We start from the raw sequence: 17,053 nt of genomic DNA, 5'->3' as shown, positions 1-17,053 counted from the left end.
TCAACGCACCCCGAGGGGGAGGCCGTGGGGAGGGGTGGGGTGGGGGGTTGGGGGTGGGTCAGGGGACCGGGGTGAGGGTGGGTTGTTCGGCGGCGCGTTTGCGGGCGCGGTGGGCGGCCACGTGGGAGCGGGTGGCGCAGCGGTCCGAGCAGAACCGGCGGCAGCAGTTGGACGAGGTGTCCAGGTAGACGTTGCCGCAGCGGTCGTCGGCGCAGACCCCGAACCGGGCGCTGCCGTACTCGCAGAGCCAGACCGACAGGCCCCACACCGCGCCGGCCAGGTACTCCGACGAGACCGAGGCGCCGCGGCTGGTCACGTGCATGTGCCAGTCGCTGGAGTCGTGGCCGGAGATGCGCGGTTGCACCGGGAACGCCTCCAGCATGGCGTTCAGTTCCGCCACCGCCTGGGCGTCGCGACCCGAGGTGCCGTACTCGAAGACGTCCCGCAGCCGTTTCTGCGCCCGCCGGAAGACCGCCAGGTCCCGGTCGGCGACTTCGTCGCGCATCCAGGCGTTGTCGTCCGGGAAGAGGGCACGCAGGTCGTCGAGGTCGTCCAGCCGGGAGTTGACGAGGTCGACCCCGGTCCGGGCGTACGCGTCGAAGTTCACCCGACCAACGGTAGACGACTCACGGAACACGCGGCGCGTCGATGTAGTGCGGCACGAAGCGCGCGTAACCGTCGGTGATCAGACTTTCGCTCTCCCGGATGCCGACCCCGGCCGACTCGCCGTCGACGATCCAGCTTCCCAGCACCATGCGACCCCCGTCGAACTGCGGCAACGCCCGGAACTCCTGGTAGCAGAAGCCCTCGTCGCCATAGATCCCCGGGTTGCTGATCTCGGTGTCGCCGGTGACGATGCGTACCGAGCCGCCCTCCCGGCCGAGCAACGGCTTCGCCACGTACTCCGGCATGCCGCGCGGCGAGTCCAGGTAGGCCGGCAGCAGGTACTCGTGCCCCGGGAACAGCTCCCAGAGCACGGCCAGCAGCGCCTTGTTCGACAGCAGCAGCTTCCAGGCCGGCTCGATCCAGGTGGTCGGCGTGCCCGGGTCCAGCGCCGGGCGGCCGTACGGCTCGGCCAGCATCCACTCCCACGGGTAGAGCTTGAAGCAGGTGGTGACCGGCCGGTCGGCGGCGTCGACGAAGCGCCGGCCGTCCCAGCCGACGTGCTGGATCGGCAGCAGCGTCACGTCCAGCCCGGCCTGCCGGGCCGTCTCGGCCAGGTAGCCCGCGGTGATCTGGTCCTCGCCGGAATCCTCCTCGTTGGACCAGCACACGTGCACCCGCCGGTCGTGCAGGCCGGCGCCGATCTTCGCCCACGCCCCCACCAGCCGCTCGTGCAGGCTGTTCCACTGGTCCGCGTCGGGGCGGGTCTCCTCCAGCCAGTACCACTGCACGATGCTCGCCTCGACCAGCGCGGTCGGGGTGTCGGCGTTGTACTCCAGCAGCTTCGGCGGCCAGCAGCCGTCGTAGGCGAGGTCGAACCGGCCGTACAGGGTGGGCGGGCGTTCGTGCAGCGACCGGGCCACCGCCTGCGCCGCCCAGTCCGGGATGCCGAACTCGGCGTACCGGTGGCGGGCCACCACGTGCTCGGCGGCGGCCACCGACATCCGGTGCAGCTCCTCCGTCGCCTCCTCCAACCGCAGCACCTCGTCGAGGTCGAAGGCGTACGCGGCGGTCTCGTCCCAGTACGACATGATCTCGCCGTCGGGCAGCTCGGTGTCGACGTACACCAGGCCCTGGGTGCGGATCACGGCGTCGAAGTCCGGGCGGGGGGTGACCTGCTCCCGACGCACCGTCAGCCTCCGCAGGAGGCGAGGTGGGTGCCGAAGCCGCCGCGTTCGGGCAGCACGCCGGCCCCCGGGTCTCCGGCGCCGGCCCGGGGCTGGACGCCGGCGGTCGGCACCCGCATGGCGAGCGCGACGGTGTCCCCACCGCCGACCGGGCCGAGGGCGCAGTCGTCATCGTCGTCGTCGGAGGTGAGGTTGCAGCCGGACAGGGCGAGCGCCAGGGCGGTGAGCGCCCCGAGCTGCACGGAGGCCGACCGCAGCCGGCGACGGGGGTGTCGTTCCACGTTCATGGTTGTAACCGATCGGTGCCATCCGCGCGCCCCCTGGCCGGGGCCTGTGACGCGGTTGGAACCTGGCCGGCGCGCCCCCGGTGCCGCGGTGGGCATCCGCCCGGTGCGGTCCGGCCGCCGCCGGGCGTCGTCGTGCCGACGGGCGATACGCTCGGCTCATGCTCCGTTCCGTCATCCTCGCCGCTGCCCGGTCATCCCAGGTCGAGCGGCTCGTCGCGACGGCCCCGCTCACCCGGGACGTCGTCCGCCGGTTCGTCGCCGGCACCGGCACCGACGACGCGCTGCGCGCGACCCGCGCACTCGTCGCCGACGGCCTCGCGGTCACCCTCGACTACCTCGGTGAGGACACCGTCACCCCCGAACAGGCCGTCGCCACCCGGGACGAGTACCTCACCCTGCTGCGGGCGCTCGCCGCCGCCGGGCTGACCCCGGCCGCCGAGGTGAGCGTGAAGCTGTCCGCCCTCGGCCAACGCTTCGACGAGCAACTGGCGTACGACAACGCGCGGGCGATCTGCGTGGCGGCCGACCAGGCGGGCACCACGGTCACCCTGGACATGGAGGACCACACCACCACCGACTCGACCCTGGACGCGCTGACCAAGCTGCGCAAGGACCACCCGTCGACCGGGGCGGTGCTCCAGGCCTACCTGCGGCGTACCGAGTCGGACTGCCGGGAGCTGGCCGGCGTGGGGTCGCGGGTGCGGCTGTGCAAGGGCGCGTACTCCGAGCCGGAGTCGGTGGCCTACCAGTCGGCCCGCGAGGTGGACAAGTCGTACGTGCGCTGTCTCAACGTGCTGATGTCCGGTGCCGGGTACCCGATGCTGGCCACCCACGATCCGCGCCTGATCGCCATCGGCGAGGACCGGGCCCGCTGGTTCGACAGGGGGCCGGGCGAGTTCGAGTTCCAGATGCTGTACGGCATCCGCCCCGACGAGCAGGCCCGACTGGCCGGCGAGGGCTACACGGTGCGTACCTACCTGCCGTACGGGGACGACTGGTACGGCTACCTGATGCGCCGCCTCGCCGAGCGGCCGGCGAACCTGGCGTTCTTCGGCCGGGCGCTGGCCTCGAAGAAGTGAGCCGGCGGGTGCCCGCCGGCCGGTGCCCGGCGGGTGCCCGCCCGCCGGTGAGCCGGGAACGGACCGACTTTTCGGACGTATGACGCACCCCACCGGAAAAGGCCAGGTCACGACCGGGTGAACGCCGGCTCTCCCGGGATCAGTTGCCGGAAGGGATCGCGCAGGTCACAGACGTCCCGCTACCGTACTGGTAACACGCGCGTTGCCGGCCCGCACGGGAGCTCCGTCGGGTGGCGCGCGCCGGGCATGGGATGGGTCGGGTGAGCCATGGCCGGGTCGCAGTCCGCCGACGGTCGGTTGTCGGACGTCAGGTTCCTCACGGTCGCCGAGGTGGCCTCGGTGATGCGGGTGTCCAAGATGACGGTCTATCGCCTGGTGCACAGCGGTGAACTCACCGCGGTCCGGGTGGGCCGGTCGTTCCGGGTGCCGGAGCACGCGGTGCACGACTATCTGCGCGGGGCGTTCCAGGAGACCGCCTGACCCCGCCGAGGGTGACGTAACGGGCATCGACGGGGGCGCGTTGGTCTGGCTGACGCTCTGCGGCTACCCTGGAGCCGATCCTGACCGTCCGCCGGTGCGCCCCGCTGCCACCACGCTGGTCCAGGTCCGTTGTCCGCAAGCGGCCACCGGCGTCACCATCTCGACGCCGAGGGTCCGCCCCGAACGTTGCATTGAAAGGCTGTCGTATGGGCTCGGTGGTCAAGAAGCGCCGCAAGCGCATGGCTAAGAAGAAGCACCGCAAGCTGCTGCGCAAGACCCGCGTCCAGCGTCGCCGTCTCGGCAAGTGACCCGCCGCCGGGCCACCACCCGGCGCGCGGTGCCGCTTGCCAACTGTCGACCCTCGGAGGCTCAGGTGATCAGGCCGCGGACATCCCGGCTCGGTCCCTCCTGCCGGTCAGGGCGTGCGCGATGACCCCCGGAGGCACCTCAGGTGCCCCGGGGGTCGTCGTCGTGACCGGGGTCGGCCGCTACCTGGGCGCGCACGTCGCGGCCCGGCTCGCCACCGACCCCCGCATCGAACGGGTCATCGGCGTCGACCCGGTCACCCCCGGTCCCGAGATCACCGGCCTGCTCGACCGGGTCGAACGGATCCGTCTGGACCTCGACTCGCTCGGTGGGCTACTGGCCGACCTGGACGTCGACGCCGTGGTCCACCTGGCCCTGGCGACCGCCCCCGACCCGCAGCACGGCGGCCGGCCGGCGATGAAGGAACAGAACGTCATCGGCACCATGCAGCTGCTCGCCGCCTGCCAGCGGGCACCCCGGCTGCGCAAGCTCGTGGTCCGGTCGTCGACCGCCGCCTACGGGGCGTCCTTCCGCGACCCGGCGGTCTTCACCGAGGAGACCGAGCCGCGCGAGGTGCCGCGCGGCGGTTTCGGCCGCGACATCCTCGACATCGAGGGGTACGTGCGCGGCTTCCGTCGCCGTCGCCCCGACGTTACCGCGACCGTGCTGCGGTTCGCCCCGTTCATCGGCTCCACCGCCGACACCACGCTCACCCGCTACTTCTCCCGGCCGGTGGTGCCCACCGTCTTCGGCCGTGACCCCCGGCTCCAGTTCGTGCACTTCGACGACGCCCTGGAGGTGCTGCACCGGTCCGTCGCCGAGGACCACCCGGGGACGTACAACGTGGCCGGGCCGGGGGTGCTCTCGCTGTCCCAGGCGATCCGCCGGGCCGGTCGGGTGGCCGTGCCGGTGTGGGAGCCGGGCTTGTCGGGAGCCGCCGCGATCGCCCGCAACCTCGGGTTCGGCCGCTACGGCCTGGACCAGGTCGACCTGATCGTGCACGGCCGGGTGGTCGACACCAGCCGGCTGACCCGGGAGTACGGCTTCACCCCGCGCTCCACGGCCGTCGCGTTCGACGACTTCATCCGCGCCCACCACGGCGGGGTCGTGGTCGGCCGGGAGCAGCTCGCCGCGGCCGAGCAGGCGGTGCTGGAGAGCATCCGGCAGATCCGCTCCGCCGTCCGGGACCGCACGTGACCGAACAGAACGGCCACCGCCGGCTCACCGCGCCACCCGTGGCCACCCCACCGGCCCACGACGGGTCGACCCGCAACGGGTCGGCACCCGTTCCGCCGCCCGTGCCGGCCGCTGCCGATCCCGCTGCCGTCGATCCGGCCGCTGGCGGGGAGGCCGTCGCGGACCGGCCCGGTGACGTGTGGGACCGGCGGGTCGCCACCGGGCTGGCGTTCCTGCGCCGCCGCCTCTCCGGTCAGTACGAGGTGGACGAGTTCGGGTTCGACCCGGAGCTGACCGGTGCGGTCTTCCACCCGCTGCTGCGGCTGCTCTACCGCGACTGGTTCCGGACCGAGGTGACCGGCCTGGAGCACGTGCCCACCGACGGGGCCGGCCTGGTGGTCGGCAACCACTCCGGCACGGTGGCCCTGGACGCGTTGATCCTCTCCGCCGCCCTGCACGACCAGCATCCCGCCCGCCGCTACCTGCGGTTGCTCGGCGCGGACCTGGTCTTCCGGATGCCGGTGGTCTCCGAGCTGGCCCGCAAGACCGGCGGTACGGTCGCCTGCAACCCGGACGCCGAACGGCTGCTCGGCAACGGCGAGCTGGTCGGCGTCTTCCCGGAGGGCTTCAAGGGCATCGGCAAGCTCTACGCCGACCGCTACAAGCTGCAACGCTTCGGGCGGGGCGGTTTCGTCTCGGCGGCGCTGCGCACCGGCACCCCGATCGTCCCGGTCGCCATCGTCGGCGGCGAGGAGATCTACCCGATGCTGGCCGACATCAAGCCGCTGGCCAGGCTGCTCAAGCTGCCCTACTTCCCGGTGACGCCGACGTTCCCCTGGCTGGGGCCGCTGGGCATGGTGCCGCTGCCGAGCAAGTGGCTGATCGAGTTCTGTCCGCCGATCCCGACCGCCCACCTGACCGACTCAGCGGACGATCCCCTGGTCGTGTTCAACCTCGCCGACCAGGTCCGCGAGACCATCCAGCAGACCCTGCACCAGCTGCTCGAACGCCGCCCCGACCCGTTCGGCCCCTGACCGGCCCCCGGTCGCTCCGGGTGCCCGGGTCAGGCCGTGCGGCGGCGTCGGTGCAGCGCGAGGCCGGCGGAGACCGCGCCGGCCAGCAACCCGAGCGCGGCGGTCGACGGTACGGCGATCCGTGCCGCCCGGCGGCCGGTCCGGAAGTCACGCACCTCCCAGCCCCGTCGCCGGGCGGTCCGCAGCAGCGCGCCGTCCGGGTTGATCGCCACCGCCCGACCCACCGCGACGAGCATCGGCAGGTCGTTGCGGGAGTCGCTGTAGGCGGTGCAGCGGGCCAGGTCCAGCCCCTCGACCGCGGCGAGCCGGGTGACCGCCTCGGCCTTGGCCGGACCGTGCATCAGGTCTCCCACCAGCCGGCCGGTGTACGCCCCGTCGACGATCTCGGCGACCGTGCCGATCGCACCGGTCAGGCCGAGCCGGGCGGCGATCACCCGGCCGATCTCCACCGGCGCGGCGCTGACCAGCCAGACCCGCTGGCCGGCGTCGAGGTGGCGCTGGGCGAGCCGACGGGTGCCGGCCCAGATCCTCGGGGCCATCAACTCGTCGAAGATCTCTTCGGCGAGCCGTTCGACGTCGTTGACCCGCCAGCCCTCGACGAAGGCGAGCGCGGCCTGCCTGGCCCGCGACATGTCACCCGCGTGCTCGGTGGCCAGCAGCCGGAACCGGGCCTGCTGCCAGGCGAACCGGGCCAGGTCACCGGTGGTGACGTAGCTGCGGGCGGCCAGCCCGCGGGCGAACCAGTAGATCGACGCGCCCCGCATCATCGTGTTGTCGATGTCGAAGAACGCGGCGGTGCGGGAATCCGGGGGCACTGGTGGCGTCGTGACCTCCGCCCAACCGGCGGTGTGTCCGTGGACGTTGGTGCTGATGGTGACCCTGCGGTTGCTGGCCATCGCACCTCCCTCCAACGACGGGACGACCCTGCGGTATCGAGCCTAGTCCGGGGCGAACCCCGGTCGACCGGCCGAAACAGGAAGTGTGGCGGGCGGCTCCACCGTCGGACGGGCGCGGGCGGGGCTCCCCGTCGCTCAGCGGCCGAGGGGGCAGGCGGCCGGGGTGGGGCCGAGGGCGTCGCTGCCGACCGGGGCGGGCAGCGCGCAGGTGATCGCGGCGCGCAGCGCGTCGGAGCGCCGGCGGATCGTGTCGAGCAGGGCGAGAGACTGCCGGGTACGGTCCCGCTCGGCGGAACCGGCCCCGTCGAGCAGGCCACCGACGGCTCGGCGCTGCCCGGCGACGAAGGCGTTCACCGCGTCCAGCGCCGCCGGGTCGGCGTGCTGGGTGGCCGCGGTGGTGAGCAGCCGGACGCCCTGCCGGGTGTCGGTGTCCATGTCGTCGAGCACGGCGCTGAACCCGGTCGGGTCGTCGCGCAGGGTGGCCGCCTCGTCGAGCCGGGTCCGGGCGAAGTCGAGGAAGAGCTGCCCCCGGCTGACGTCCGAGCTGGCCAGGGCGAGCTGGGCCCGTTCGGTCGAGCGCTTCATGCCGTACAGGGCGTCGCCCGGGACCGCGTTCTCGCTGGCGGCGGAGATGCCGGAGACGGCGACCGCCCCGGCCGCGATGCCGACCAGGATGGCACCCCGGGCGCGGGCCCGTCGGGCGGTCACCCCGCCCAGCAGCGCACCCCGGGCGGTGGTCTTCGGGGCCGCCCCGGTGACCGGGTCGGCGGCGTCGTCCCGTTCGGCCGCGGCGACCAGCATGGCCCGCAGGCCGGCCCGGAACTCGGCGTCCACCTCGACGACGGGTCGTTCGGCGACGAGCCGACGTCCGACCGCGACGAGCGCGGTGAGCTGGGCGTCGGCGCGGGAGCGGACGTGGTGGCGTGGGCCGCCGTTGGCCTCGTCGAGAAGCTGGGCGAAGCGTACGGCCCGACGACGGGAGAAGAGGTCGCTGTCCACCGCAGGCACCCCCTCTCGCTGGTGACGGCCGGTCGGCCGCGGTGGTTCCCCACGACCGGTGGCGGCGTACGCCGTCGTACCCGGGTCATGGTCGGCGGCGCTGCTCCGGACCGGGACGGGTCCGGGGGCGCCGGACAACCACCGGTCGCATCCGGAGAAACGCTCCGCGCCGGGCAGCGGTTACGGGGCGGCCGGGAGCGAAATCACGAAGAGTGAGCATCGTCGCAGGTCAGGGCTGGAAACCGGCCGGCAGGAGCCGGGCCAGCGCCCGGACCGCCCGGTACTGCAACGCCTTGATCGCGCCCTCGTTCTTGCCCATCGCGCGGGCCGTCTCGGCCACCGAGAGGCCCTGGAGGAAGCGGAGCACGATGCACTCCTGCTGTTCCGGGTTGAGCCGGGTGACGGCGGTGAGCAGCGCCACGTTGGTGATGTGCTCGACCACGGCCGCCTCGGGGCTGCCCTCCGGCCCCCGGTCCTCCCGGTCGGCGTCGAGCACGTCGCCGGTGGTCACCTCCAGCCGGTAGCGGCCGGACTTGAAGTGGTCGGCGACCAGGTTGCGGGCGATGGTGACCAGCCACGCGCCGAGGTCGCGGCCCTGCCAGGTGAAGCTGCCGATCCGCTTGAGGGCGCGTAGGAAGGTGTCGGAGGTGAGGTCCTCGGCCAGTTGGCGGTTGCCGACCCGGAAGTAGACGAACCGGAAGACCGTGTCGACGTACCGGTCGTAGATCAGCCCGAAGGCCTCGGACTCGCCGGCCTGCGCCCGCTCGACCAGCATCCAGACCTCGGTGGCCGGGTCGGACGGGTCGGGGCGGCTGGGGAAGCCGGTGGGCGGGGTACCGGTGGGCGGTGGCCCGGTGGCGGGTGGGCCGGCGGCCGGCCCGTCGGCCGGAACCGCCGGGATCAGCGCGGTGTCGTCGGCCGGGACGACGGGGAGCAGGGTGGTGTCGGGGGGGCCGTCCCCGGTCGGTACGGCCGGGATCACGGCGGTGTCGTCGGCCGGGACGACCGGGATCACGGCGGTCTCGCCGCTGGTCGGGTCGGCCGGGGCGGGTGGCTCGCCGACCCGTCTGCTCTGCGTCGGCATGGTGGGCTGCCGGGCGGGCAGGGTCGTCCGGCCGCCCGGTGTGGCGTTGCCGCCCGGCGCGGTGGACCGGGGCGCCGCCTCGTTGTGGTGCGGGCGCGGGTGGATCCGACGGGAGGCCGGGTCCGGGCGGGGCGGGTCCGTCCGCTCGTTGACCGACGCCCGGGGCGCCGGTCCGGTCAGACCGGTGGGACGGTCCGCGTAGCCGAAGGCGGTCACCGGGCCTCCCCGGGGTGCGCCACGACCGGGACCGGGTGGCGGCGGGAGGCCGCCGCGCCGGGTCTGCCCCTGACGGGCAGGGCCGTGTGGGGGTGTGCCGACGCGCGGCAGTTCCCCTTGAGGTGCTGGTCCAATGCGCGCACAGGCACGGGGGCCTCCTCGGGCTGAGGGGTGTCGACTCACGGCAAATGGGGTGAGCCGACCCGAGTGATGATAGGGCCAACGTCACCCGCGCGTGGCAAGTCCGTTACACAGGGCCAAAGTATTTGCGTGCCCTGCGCACACCTGGCGGACCGGTTGTCCGTCGCCGTCGGTTGACTTTCACGTCGCGGCTTGCATGGGGACGAATGACCAGTTCAGGGTGGGGTCTTCCGGGTGTCGGCGCGGCCGGTGACGGGTCCGGTCGACGGCGTTTCCCGGCCCCGCGCGGGGGTGTCGGGCGGGCGGTCGGCCGGGTCGGCGGGACGTCCTGCGTTGACGCAGGGTGACCGTACGGTGTGTGGGTCTGGTCGGGCGGCCGGCGGCGTGTCAGACTCAGCCACCGCGCGGCGGCGGGTCGGCGCCCCGGCTCGGCCGTCCGGGGTGTGCCGCATCCGGGGACGGGCGAGACTGGGCGGGCGTGGTGCGAAGCTGTGCACCCGGTGCGCCCGGTATCCCACTCCAGCGCGCCCCCAGTCGCGGCCGAGCCCGGCCGCCCTCACCCGGAGGTCCCGATGTCCACTGACGCCCGGCTCGCCCTGATCACCCGGCCCGGTTGCCACCTGTGCGAGGACGCCAAGGCCGCCCTGGAGCGGGTGGCCGCGGTGACCGGTGACCGGTGGGTGGAGAAGGACGTCACCGGCGACGTCGAACTGGAGCGCGAGTACGGCGACCGGCTGCCGGTGGTGCTGCTCGACGGCAAGGAGCACGGCTACTGGCGGGTGGAGGAGGAGCGGTTGCTGCGCGACCTGACCACGCCTCAGCTCTAGGGTGGCGCGGATCACCCTCGGTCAGCGGCTGCGCGCGATTGGTGAGCGAAGTCGGGATTGAGCAATAATCGCGCGGTGGCCCACTGCGGTGCCCGATCGATCTTGTGGAATGGAGGATCCGGTGGAGGGGTGCCGCGAGTCGGCAAGATCGCGATTTGTGCACGTCTTCACAAGCGCCTACTCTGTAGTTCCAACGCGCCCTGCTAGCACGGCCGGTTCTCCCGGCCTCCGGCGGGGGTCCCCCACGGGCCGGGCACCGGAGTCGGCCGAGGATCGCACCGCACGGAGTCTCATGAGTCAGCACCGTCACCCAGGCGCGTCCGATCGCGCCGGTGCCGTACCGGCGCTCCCGGACCTCCCGGAGGCGACCGTCGCGCGGCTCCCCGAGTATCTCCGCGCCCTGCACAACCTGGCCGACGCCGGGCACGAGACGGTGTCCAGCGAGGGCCTGGCCGGTGCCGCGGGGGTCAACTCGGCCAAGCTCCGCAAGGATCTCTCACACCTCGGCTCGTACGGCACCCGGGGGGTCGGCTACGACGTCGCCCTGCTGGTCGACCAGATCGAGTTCGTGCTCGGGCTCACCCAGCGCCGGGCGGTCGCCCTGGTCGGGGTGGGTAATCTCGGTCACGCTCTGGCCGGCTACGACGGCTTCGCCAGCCGGGGTTTCCGGATCGCGGCGCTCTTCGACGCCGACGCCTCCCGGGTCGGCGAGATGATCAGCGGGCTGGCCGTGCGGCACATCGACGAACTGCCCCGGGTCGCCGCCGAGGAGGCGATCTCCATCGGCGTGATCGCCACCCCCGCCCCGGCCGCCCAGGCGGTGGCCGAGCAACTGGTCGCCGCCGGTGTCACGAGCATCCTCAACTTCGCGCCGTGCGTACTCTCGGTGCCGGACGGGGTCGACGTGCGCAAGGTGGACCTCGCCATCGAGCTGCAGATCCTGTCCTTCCACGAGCACCGCAAGGCGTCGTTGACCGCGTTGCCCGCCGCCGGCGGCTCCGCCCTCACCGCCCTGCCCGGCGGGCTCGTGACCCCCGACACCCAGGAGGCGATCGGCACGTGAAGCTGCTCGTCGTCGGCGCGTCCTACCGCACTGCTCCCGTGGTCACCCTGGAGCAGCTCGCGGTCTCCCCGGCCGACCTCACCCGAACCCTGGACCGGCTGGTCGCCCAGCCGTACGTCGCCGAGGCGGTGCTCGTCTCCACCTGTAACCGGGTGGAGGTGTACGCCGCGGTGTCCGGCTTCCACGGCGGCCTCGGCGACATCTGTGCCGTCCTCGCCGAGCAGGCCGGTGCCCCGCCCGCCGCGTTCGCCAGCCACCTCTACGTGCACTACGACTCGGCCGCCGTCGACCACGTCTTCCGGGTCGCCGCCGGGCTGGACTCCATGGTGGTCGGCGAGGCGCAGATCCTCGGCCAGCTCCGGGACGCCTACCACTGGGCCTCCGGCGCGGACACCGCCGGGCGGCTGCTGCACGAGCTGATGCAGCAGGCGCTGCGGGTCGGCAAGCGGGCGCACGCCGAGACCGACATCGACCGGGCCGGGCAGAGCGTCGTCACCGCCGCCCTGGACCTCACCGCCGAGCTGCTCGACGGCGACCTCGCCGGCCGACCGGCGCTGGTGGTCGGCGCGGGCGCGATGGGGGCGCTGAGCGTGGCGACGCTGGCCCGCCGGGACGCCGGCCCGCTCACCGTCACCAACCGGGGGGCCGATCGGGCCGTCCGGCTGGCCGAGTCGTACGGGGCACACGCCGTGCCGCTGGCCGAACTCGTCCCCGCGCTCTCCACAGTGGACATCGTAGTGGCCGCCACCGCGGCCACCGAACCGGTCCTCACCGTCGATGTGGTGACCGGGGCGCTGGCCCGACGTGACCCCGCCCGGGGGCCGCTCGTGCTACTCGACCTCGCCGTGCCCCGGGACGTCGCACCCGAGGTGGCCGCGCTGCCCGGCGTCGAGGTGATCGACATCGACCGGATGGCCACCCTGCTCGCCGGTGGCCCGGCCGCCGCGGACGCCGCCGAGGTCGGCCGGATCGTGGCCGCCGAGGTCGAGGCGTTCCTCAGCTGGCTGCGCGGGGCCGACGTGGCACCCACCGTGGCCGCCCTGCGCGGCCGGGCCGACGACGTGGTCGGCGCCGAACTGCGCCGGCTCGCCCAGCGTCGCCCCGACCTCAGCGACGACCAGCGGGCCGAGGTCGCCCGGACGGTGCACCGGGTGGTGCAGCGGCTGCTGCACCAGCCGACCGTCAAGGTCCGTCAGCTCGCCGCCGAGCCGGGCGGCGACCAGTACGCCGCACTGCTGCGCGAGCTGTTCGACCTGCAGGTGCCGCAGACCTCCGGGGTCGGCTCGGTGCCGGAGGTGGTGGAGACCGTCGACGGCCGCGCGTCGTTCGAGGTGGCCGGCGTCCCGACCACCGGCACCGACCAGCCGTCCAGCGGAGGTGAGCGATGAGCGGCCCCCTGCGCCTGGGCACCCGGGGCAGCGCCCTGGCCATGGCCCAGTCCGGCCACGTCGCCGCGGCGATCACCGCGGCGACCGGCCGCGCCGTCGAACTGGTCGAGGTGGTCACCGCCGGTGACCGCTCGTCCGCGCCGGTGCAGCGGCTCGGCGTCGGTGTCTTCGTCTCCGCGCTGCGCGACGCGTTGACCGCCGGCACCATCGACCTCGCCGTGCACTCCTACAAGGATCTGCCCACCGCCCAGGCGGACGGGTTGACCGTCGCGGCGGTGCCACCCCGGCAGGATCCGCGCGACGCGCTGGTCGCCACCGGTGGCCGTACCCTCGCCGAGCTGCCGCCCGGGGCCGTGGTCGGCACCGGCGCGCTGCGCCGCATCGCCCAGGTGCACGCCCTCGGCCTGCACCTGGAGGTCACCCCGATCCGGGGCAACGTCGACACCCGGCTCGGCCGGGTGCTCGGCCCGGACGCCGACCTCGACGCGGTCATCCTGGCGCGGGCCGGACTGGCCCGGCTCGACCGGGCTGACGTGATCACCGAAACGCTCGACCCGATGCTGATGCTGCCCGCGCCCGCCCAGGGCGCGCTGGCGGTGGAGTGCCGGATCGACGACTCCGACCTGGTCGAGCTGCTCGCCGCACTCGATCACGCACCGTCCCGGGCCGCGGTCACCGCGGAGCGGGCGATGCTGGCCACCCTGGAGGCCGGGTGCTCCGCCCCGGTCGCCGCCTATGCCGTCATCGCCGAAGGCGAGCCGACCGGCTCGGATGCCGAAGGCGATGTCGTCCACGAGATCTACCTGCGCGGGGCGGTGATCAGCCCGGACGGTTCCCGAGACCTCCGGCTGTCCCGCACCGGAACGCCCGCCGACGCGGCGGAGATCGGCAAGGCACTCGCCGCCGAACTCCTCGACCTCGGCGCCGACTCGATCCTCGGCCACGAAGGAACCACCGGCCCGAGGACCCAGCAATTTGGGAGCACAGAATGACCCGCACCCGTAAGCCCGTCGGCCGCATCGCGTTCGTCGGCGCCGGTCCCGGTGACCCGGGCCTGCTGACCCGCCGCGCCCACGACGCCCTGGTCGACGCCGACCAGGTGGTGTACGACCGGGGAGTCCCCGAGTCGCTGCTCGACGTCGTGCGCGCCCAGGCCCGGTCCGACGCCCAGTTCAGCCCCGCCGAGGGCGTGCCGGGCGACGTGGCCAAGATGCTCATCAGCGCGGCCCGCTCCGGGCTCAACGCGGTGCACCTGGTCGCCGGAGACCCGTTCGGCCACGACTCGGTGGTCAAGGAGGTGCAGGCGGTCGCGCGTACCGCCGCGCACTTCGAGGTGGTGCCGGGCGTCGGCCAGGCCGAGGGCGTCGCCACCTACGCCGGGGTGCCGCTGCCCGGGGTACGCACCGCCGCCGACGTCGAGGACGTCGGCACGCTGGACTTCGACGCGCTCGCCGCCGCCGTCGCCCGGGGCTCGCTGGCGCTGGCGGTCGACGCCGGTGACCTGGCCGCCGTCCGGGACGGACTGCTGGCCGCCGGGGTGGACGGCACCACCGGGGTCGGGGTGACCGGCGACGGCACCGGCGAGACGCAGTACACCACCACGTCGAGCGTGGACTCGTTCGTCGCGGCGGCACTCGGCTTCACCGGCCGGGTGGTGCTCACCGTCGGCGAGGGCGTCGGCCAGCGGGACAGGCTGAGCTGGTGGGAGAACCGCCCGCTGTACGGCTGGAAGGTGCTCGTCCCCCGGACCAAGGAGCAGGCCGGGGCGATGAGCGCCCGGCTGCGCGCGTACGGGGCGATTCCGTGCGAGGTGCCGACCATCGCGGTCGAGCCGCCACGGACCCCGGCCCAGATGGAGCGGGCGGTCAAGGGCCTGGTCGACGGCCGGTACGCCTGGGTGGTCTTCACCTCGGTCAACGCGGTCCGGGCGGTCTGGGAGAAGTTCGCCGAGCACGGTCTGGACGCCCGGCACTTCGGCGGCGTCAAGATCGCCTGTATCGGTGAGGCCACCGCCGAGGCGGTGCGCGCGTTCGGCATCCAGCCGGAGCTGATCCCCGCCGGGGAGCAGTCCTCCGAGGGGCTGCTGGCCGAGTTCTCCCCGCACGACGAGATCCTCGACCCGGTCGGTCGGGTGCTGCTGCCGCGCGCCGACATCGCCACCGAGACGCTCGCCGCCGGGCTCACCGAACGCGGGTGGGAGGTCGACGACGTGACCGCCTACCGGACGGTCCGCGCCGCCCCGCCGCCCGCCGAGATCCGGGACGCGATCAAGTCGGGCGGATTCGACGCGGTGCTCTTCACCTCGTCCTCGACTGTACGCAACCTGGTAGGTATCGCCGGCAAGCCGCACGCGCGTACCGTGGTGGCGGTCATCGGTCCCAAGACGGCGGAGACCGCGACGGAGTTCGGCCTGCGGGTCGACGTGCAGCCGCCGCACGCCTCGGTGCCCGACCTGGTCGAGGCGCTCGCCGCCTACGCCGTCGAACTGCGCGAGAAGCTCGCCGCCATGCCGGCGAAGCAGCGTCGCGGTTCCAAGGTGCAGGGGCCGACCGCCCTGAGGTTCCGCTAGCCGCACTGGGAGGCCCAGCATGCCGTACCCCGAGATCCGGCCCCGCCGGCTGCGCCGTAACGCGGCGGTGCGGCGGCTGGTCTCCGAGACCCGGGTCGACCCGGCCGAGCTGGTCGTGCCGATGTTCGTCAAGGAGGGGCTGACCGAGCCACGTCCCATCGCGTCGCTTCCGGGGGTGCTCCAGCACTCCCGGGACTCGCTGCGCAAGGCGGTCGTGGAGGCGGTCCGGGCCGGGGTGGGCGGAATCATGCTGTTCGGGGTGCCCGAGCGGCGGGATCCGACCGGCTCCGGCGGCATCGACCCGGCCGGCATCCTGAACGTCGCCATCCGCGACGTGGTGGCCGAGGTGGGGGACGCCACCGTGGTGATGAGCGACCTGTGCCTGGACGAGTTCACCTCGCACGGGCACTGCGGCCTGCTCACCCCCGACGGTGCAGTGGACAACGACGCCACCCTGGCCGCGTACGCCGAGATGGCGGTGGCCCAGGCGGACGCCGGGGTCGGCATGGTCGGCCCGTCCGGGATGATGGACGGCCAGGTCGGGGTGGTCCGCCGGGCACTCGATGCCGCCGGCCACGCCGACGTGGCGGTGCTGGCGTACGCGGCGAAGTACGCCTCCGCCTTCTACGGCCCGTTCCGCGACGCCGTCGAGTCGGCGCTCGACGGTGATCGGCGCACCTACCAGCAGGACCCGGCCAACCTGCGGGAGTCGCTGCGCGAGGTCGAGCTGGACGTGGCCGAGGGCGCCGACCTGGTGATGGTGAAGCCGGCCCTGCCCTACCTCGACGTGGTGGCGGCGGTCCGGGCCGCCGTCGACGTGCCGGTCGCCGCATACCAGGTCTCCGGCGAGTACGCGATGGTCGAGGCGGCCGCCGCGAACGGCTGGATCGATCGCGAGCGGGTGATGCTGGAGACGCTCACCTCGATCCGCCGGGCCGGCGCGCAGATCATCCTCACCTACTGGGCGGTCGAGGCCGCCGGTCTGCTCCGCCAGCGCCACTGATCCCGGGGGCGGGCTGCGTTACACGACCGGCGTGGCCCACCCTCGTCCGCGTCACCCGGGCTCTGCTCCCAGCCCTGCCACCAGCCCCTGGCTCGCGGCTCCCGGCTCCCGGCTTCCGCCCCCGCCTCGACCCCGGTCGACGACACCGCTCCGGCCGTGCCCCGGCCCGTGGTGACGCCGGCACCGGCGCCGACCTGAACCCGAACCGTCGGCGGGCTGCTGCTGCCGGCGATGCTGGTCCCATCGGCGGCGACCATCCGCTCGGCGGACAACCGCTCTAGTTACTCTCCGCATTTTATGGCTCTCCTCCCCCATTCCCACTCGCACACTTTGCTCTGCTGCCACTGACGCGACACTCACTGTGAGTGTCTGTCGCGGATGAGGCAGCAGAGCAAAGCTTCGGTGGGGTAGTGGGGCGGAGTGGGGAGGGGTGTGTGTTTTAGCTGCTCAAAGCGCATTTGTGGATCTTGGCGGCGAGGGGGCTGTTCGGGTTGGCGTTACTCGCAGTAATTGAGGCGATGATGGGGTGAAGTAACTCCATGTGATCGAGTGGAGTCCGCGAAGCGTGGGGGTTTTCCACAGGTCGCAGCGTTGTCCACAGGTGACGACGGTGGGGTTGCGGCGAGGCCCGGCCGGGCGCGACGGTGGCGGCATGACCGACCCCGCGCTGCCACCCGCACCCGCCGCCCACCCCACCCCGGCTGCCGGTCCGGCC

17 protein-coding genes are annotated in these 17,053 nt (G+C 73.5%); 11 read left to right on the top strand and 6 right to left on the bottom strand.

What is annotated here, in order from left to right:
- Positions 1 to 58: 58 nt before the first annotated feature.
- The 3 genes from O7625_RS04040 to O7625_RS04030 are packed head-to-tail and all read right to left on the bottom strand — an operon-like array spanning position 59 to position 2,077.
- Positions 59 to 607, bottom strand: coding sequence for a CGNR zinc finger domain-containing protein (locus O7625_RS04040; protein WP_067314612.1), 549 nt, complete (start codon positions 605 to 607; stop codon positions 59 to 61).
- A 19-nt stretch (positions 608 to 626) separates the two neighbouring features.
- Positions 627 to 1,793, bottom strand: a complete 1,167-nt coding sequence (locus O7625_RS04035) for a glutathionylspermidine synthase family protein (RefSeq protein WP_282344404.1) — start codon at positions 1,791 to 1,793, stop codon at positions 627 to 629.
- A gap of 2 nt (positions 1,794 to 1,795) precedes the next feature.
- A complete protein-coding gene (locus O7625_RS04030; RefSeq protein WP_282344402.1) occupies positions 1,796 to 2,077 on the bottom strand; it encodes a hypothetical protein in 282 nt (93 codons plus the stop codon).
- A 158-nt stretch (positions 2,078 to 2,235) separates the two neighbouring features.
- Between O7625_RS04030 and O7625_RS04025 the strand changes: the two genes are divergently transcribed.
- The 5 genes from O7625_RS04025 (at position 2,236) to O7625_RS04005 (ending at position 6,152) form a co-directional block, all read left to right on the top strand.
- On the top strand, positions 2,236 to 3,156 hold the full coding sequence (locus O7625_RS04025; protein WP_282344400.1) for a proline dehydrogenase family protein: 921 nt from the start codon (positions 2,236 to 2,238) through the stop codon (positions 3,154 to 3,156).
- Between the two features lie 267 nt (positions 3,157 to 3,423).
- Positions 3,424 to 3,636, top strand: coding sequence for a helix-turn-helix domain-containing protein (locus O7625_RS04020; RefSeq protein ID WP_067314605.1), 213 nt, complete (start codon positions 3,424 to 3,426; stop codon positions 3,634 to 3,636).
- Between the two features lie 206 nt (positions 3,637 to 3,842).
- On the top strand, positions 3,843 to 3,944 hold the full coding sequence (locus tag O7625_RS04015) for an AURKAIP1/COX24 domain-containing protein (RefSeq protein WP_007465623.1): 102 nt from the start codon (positions 3,843 to 3,845) through the stop codon (positions 3,942 to 3,944).
- 121 nt (positions 3,945 to 4,065) lie between these two features.
- A complete protein-coding gene (locus O7625_RS04010) occupies positions 4,066 to 5,139 on the top strand; it encodes an NAD-dependent epimerase/dehydratase family protein (RefSeq protein WP_067314603.1) in 1,074 nt (357 codons plus the stop codon).
- A 101-nt stretch (positions 5,140 to 5,240) separates the two neighbouring features.
- On the top strand, positions 5,241 to 6,152 hold the full coding sequence (locus tag O7625_RS04005; protein WP_282346799.1) for a lysophospholipid acyltransferase family protein: 912 nt from the start codon (positions 5,241 to 5,243) through the stop codon (positions 6,150 to 6,152).
- Positions 6,153 to 6,181: 29 nt separating this feature from the next.
- Here O7625_RS04005 and O7625_RS04000 read toward each other — a convergent pair whose 3' ends face one another.
- From O7625_RS04000 to O7625_RS03990, 3 genes are all read right to left on the bottom strand, one after another.
- On the bottom strand, positions 6,182 to 7,048 hold the full coding sequence (locus O7625_RS04000; protein WP_282344397.1) for an HAD-IB family hydrolase: 867 nt from the start codon (positions 7,046 to 7,048) through the stop codon (positions 6,182 to 6,184).
- A gap of 135 nt (positions 7,049 to 7,183) precedes the next feature.
- A complete protein-coding gene (locus O7625_RS03995) occupies positions 7,184 to 8,047 on the bottom strand; it encodes a DUF5667 domain-containing protein (RefSeq protein WP_282344395.1) in 864 nt (287 codons plus the stop codon).
- A gap of 229 nt (positions 8,048 to 8,276) precedes the next feature.
- Entirely contained in the window at positions 8,277 to 9,347 is a 1,071-nt protein-coding gene (locus O7625_RS03990) for an ECF subfamily RNA polymerase sigma factor, BldN family (protein ID WP_282344394.1), read from the bottom strand.
- A 713-nt stretch (positions 9,348 to 10,060) separates the two neighbouring features.
- On the opposite strand from O7625_RS03990, the gene O7625_RS03985 reads away from it, so the two are divergent.
- From O7625_RS03985 to hemB, 6 genes are all read left to right on the top strand, one after another.
- Positions 10,061 to 10,315, top strand: coding sequence for a glutaredoxin family protein (locus tag O7625_RS03985; RefSeq protein WP_067315007.1), 255 nt, complete (start codon positions 10,061 to 10,063; stop codon positions 10,313 to 10,315).
- A 292-nt stretch (positions 10,316 to 10,607) separates the two neighbouring features.
- Positions 10,608 to 11,378: a redox-sensing transcriptional repressor Rex gene (locus O7625_RS03980; RefSeq protein WP_067315005.1), complete on the top strand. Its 771-nt coding sequence runs from the start codon at positions 10,608 to 10,610 to the stop codon at positions 11,376 to 11,378.
- Complete coding sequence (locus O7625_RS03975) at positions 11,375 to 12,766, top strand: glutamyl-tRNA reductase (RefSeq protein ID WP_282344391.1); 1,392 nt, start codon at positions 11,375 to 11,377, stop codon at positions 12,764 to 12,766. The genes O7625_RS03980 and O7625_RS03975 overlap by 4 nt, the downstream gene beginning before the upstream one ends.
- The gene (gene hemC, locus O7625_RS03970; protein WP_282344389.1) at positions 12,763 to 13,758 is read left to right on the top strand and encodes a hydroxymethylbilane synthase; all 996 of its coding nucleotides are present in this window, start codon (positions 12,763 to 12,765) and stop codon (positions 13,756 to 13,758) included. Before O7625_RS03975 ends, hemC begins: the two co-directional genes overlap by 4 nt.
- Positions 13,755 to 15,335: a uroporphyrinogen-III synthase gene (locus tag O7625_RS03965; RefSeq protein ID WP_282344387.1), complete on the top strand. Its 1,581-nt coding sequence runs from the start codon at positions 13,755 to 13,757 to the stop codon at positions 15,333 to 15,335. Before hemC ends, O7625_RS03965 begins: the two co-directional genes overlap by 4 nt.
- 19 nt (positions 15,336 to 15,354) lie before the next feature.
- Positions 15,355 to 16,338 (top strand): porphobilinogen synthase, encoded by a 984-nt coding sequence (hemB, locus tag O7625_RS03960; protein ID WP_282344385.1) that lies wholly within the window; start codon positions 15,355 to 15,357, stop codon positions 16,336 to 16,338.
- Positions 16,339 to 17,053: the final 715 nt, after the last annotated feature.

Origin of the sequence: Micromonospora sp. WMMD714, assembly GCF_029581315.1 — a bacterium.
Classification (GTDB): domain Bacteria; phylum Actinomycetota; class Actinomycetes; order Mycobacteriales; family Micromonosporaceae; genus Micromonospora; species Micromonospora rifamycinica.
The sequence above is the reverse complement of the archived record's forward strand: the minus strand, read 5'-3'. Positions and strand labels throughout refer to the sequence as shown.

What these genes read in the sequence shown, in the direction of transcription:
- O7625_RS04030 (WP_282344402.1), bottom strand. Translation starts at nt 2,077, where the DNA reads ATGAACGTGGAACGACACCCCCGTCGCCGGCTGCGGTCGGCCTCCGTG.
- O7625_RS04025 (WP_282344400.1), top strand. Translation starts at nt 2,236, where the DNA reads ATGCTCCGTTCCGTCATCCTCGCCGCTGCCCGGTCATCCCAGGTCGAG.
- O7625_RS04020 (WP_067314605.1), top strand. Translation starts at nt 3,424, where the DNA reads ATGGCCGGGTCGCAGTCCGCCGACGGTCGGTTGTCGGACGTCAGGTTC.
- O7625_RS04015 (WP_007465623.1), top strand. Translation starts at nt 3,843, where the DNA reads ATGGGCTCGGTGGTCAAGAAGCGCCGCAAGCGCATGGCTAAGAAGAAG.
- O7625_RS04010 (WP_067314603.1), top strand. Translation starts at nt 4,066, where the DNA reads ATGACCCCCGGAGGCACCTCAGGTGCCCCGGGGGTCGTCGTCGTGACC.
- O7625_RS04000 (WP_282344397.1), bottom strand. Translation starts at nt 7,048, where the DNA reads ATGGCCAGCAACCGCAGGGTCACCATCAGCACCAACGTCCACGGACAC.
- O7625_RS03985 (WP_067315007.1), top strand. Translation starts at nt 10,061, where the DNA reads ATGTCCACTGACGCCCGGCTCGCCCTGATCACCCGGCCCGGTTGCCAC.
- O7625_RS03980 (WP_067315005.1), top strand. Translation starts at nt 10,608, where the DNA reads ATGAGTCAGCACCGTCACCCAGGCGCGTCCGATCGCGCCGGTGCCGTA.
- hemC (WP_282344389.1), top strand. Translation starts at nt 12,763, where the DNA reads ATGAGCGGCCCCCTGCGCCTGGGCACCCGGGGCAGCGCCCTGGCCATG.
- O7625_RS03965 (WP_282344387.1), top strand. Translation starts at nt 13,755, where the DNA reads ATGACCCGCACCCGTAAGCCCGTCGGCCGCATCGCGTTCGTCGGCGCC.
- hemB (WP_282344385.1), top strand. Translation starts at nt 15,355, where the DNA reads ATGCCGTACCCCGAGATCCGGCCCCGCCGGCTGCGCCGTAACGCGGCG.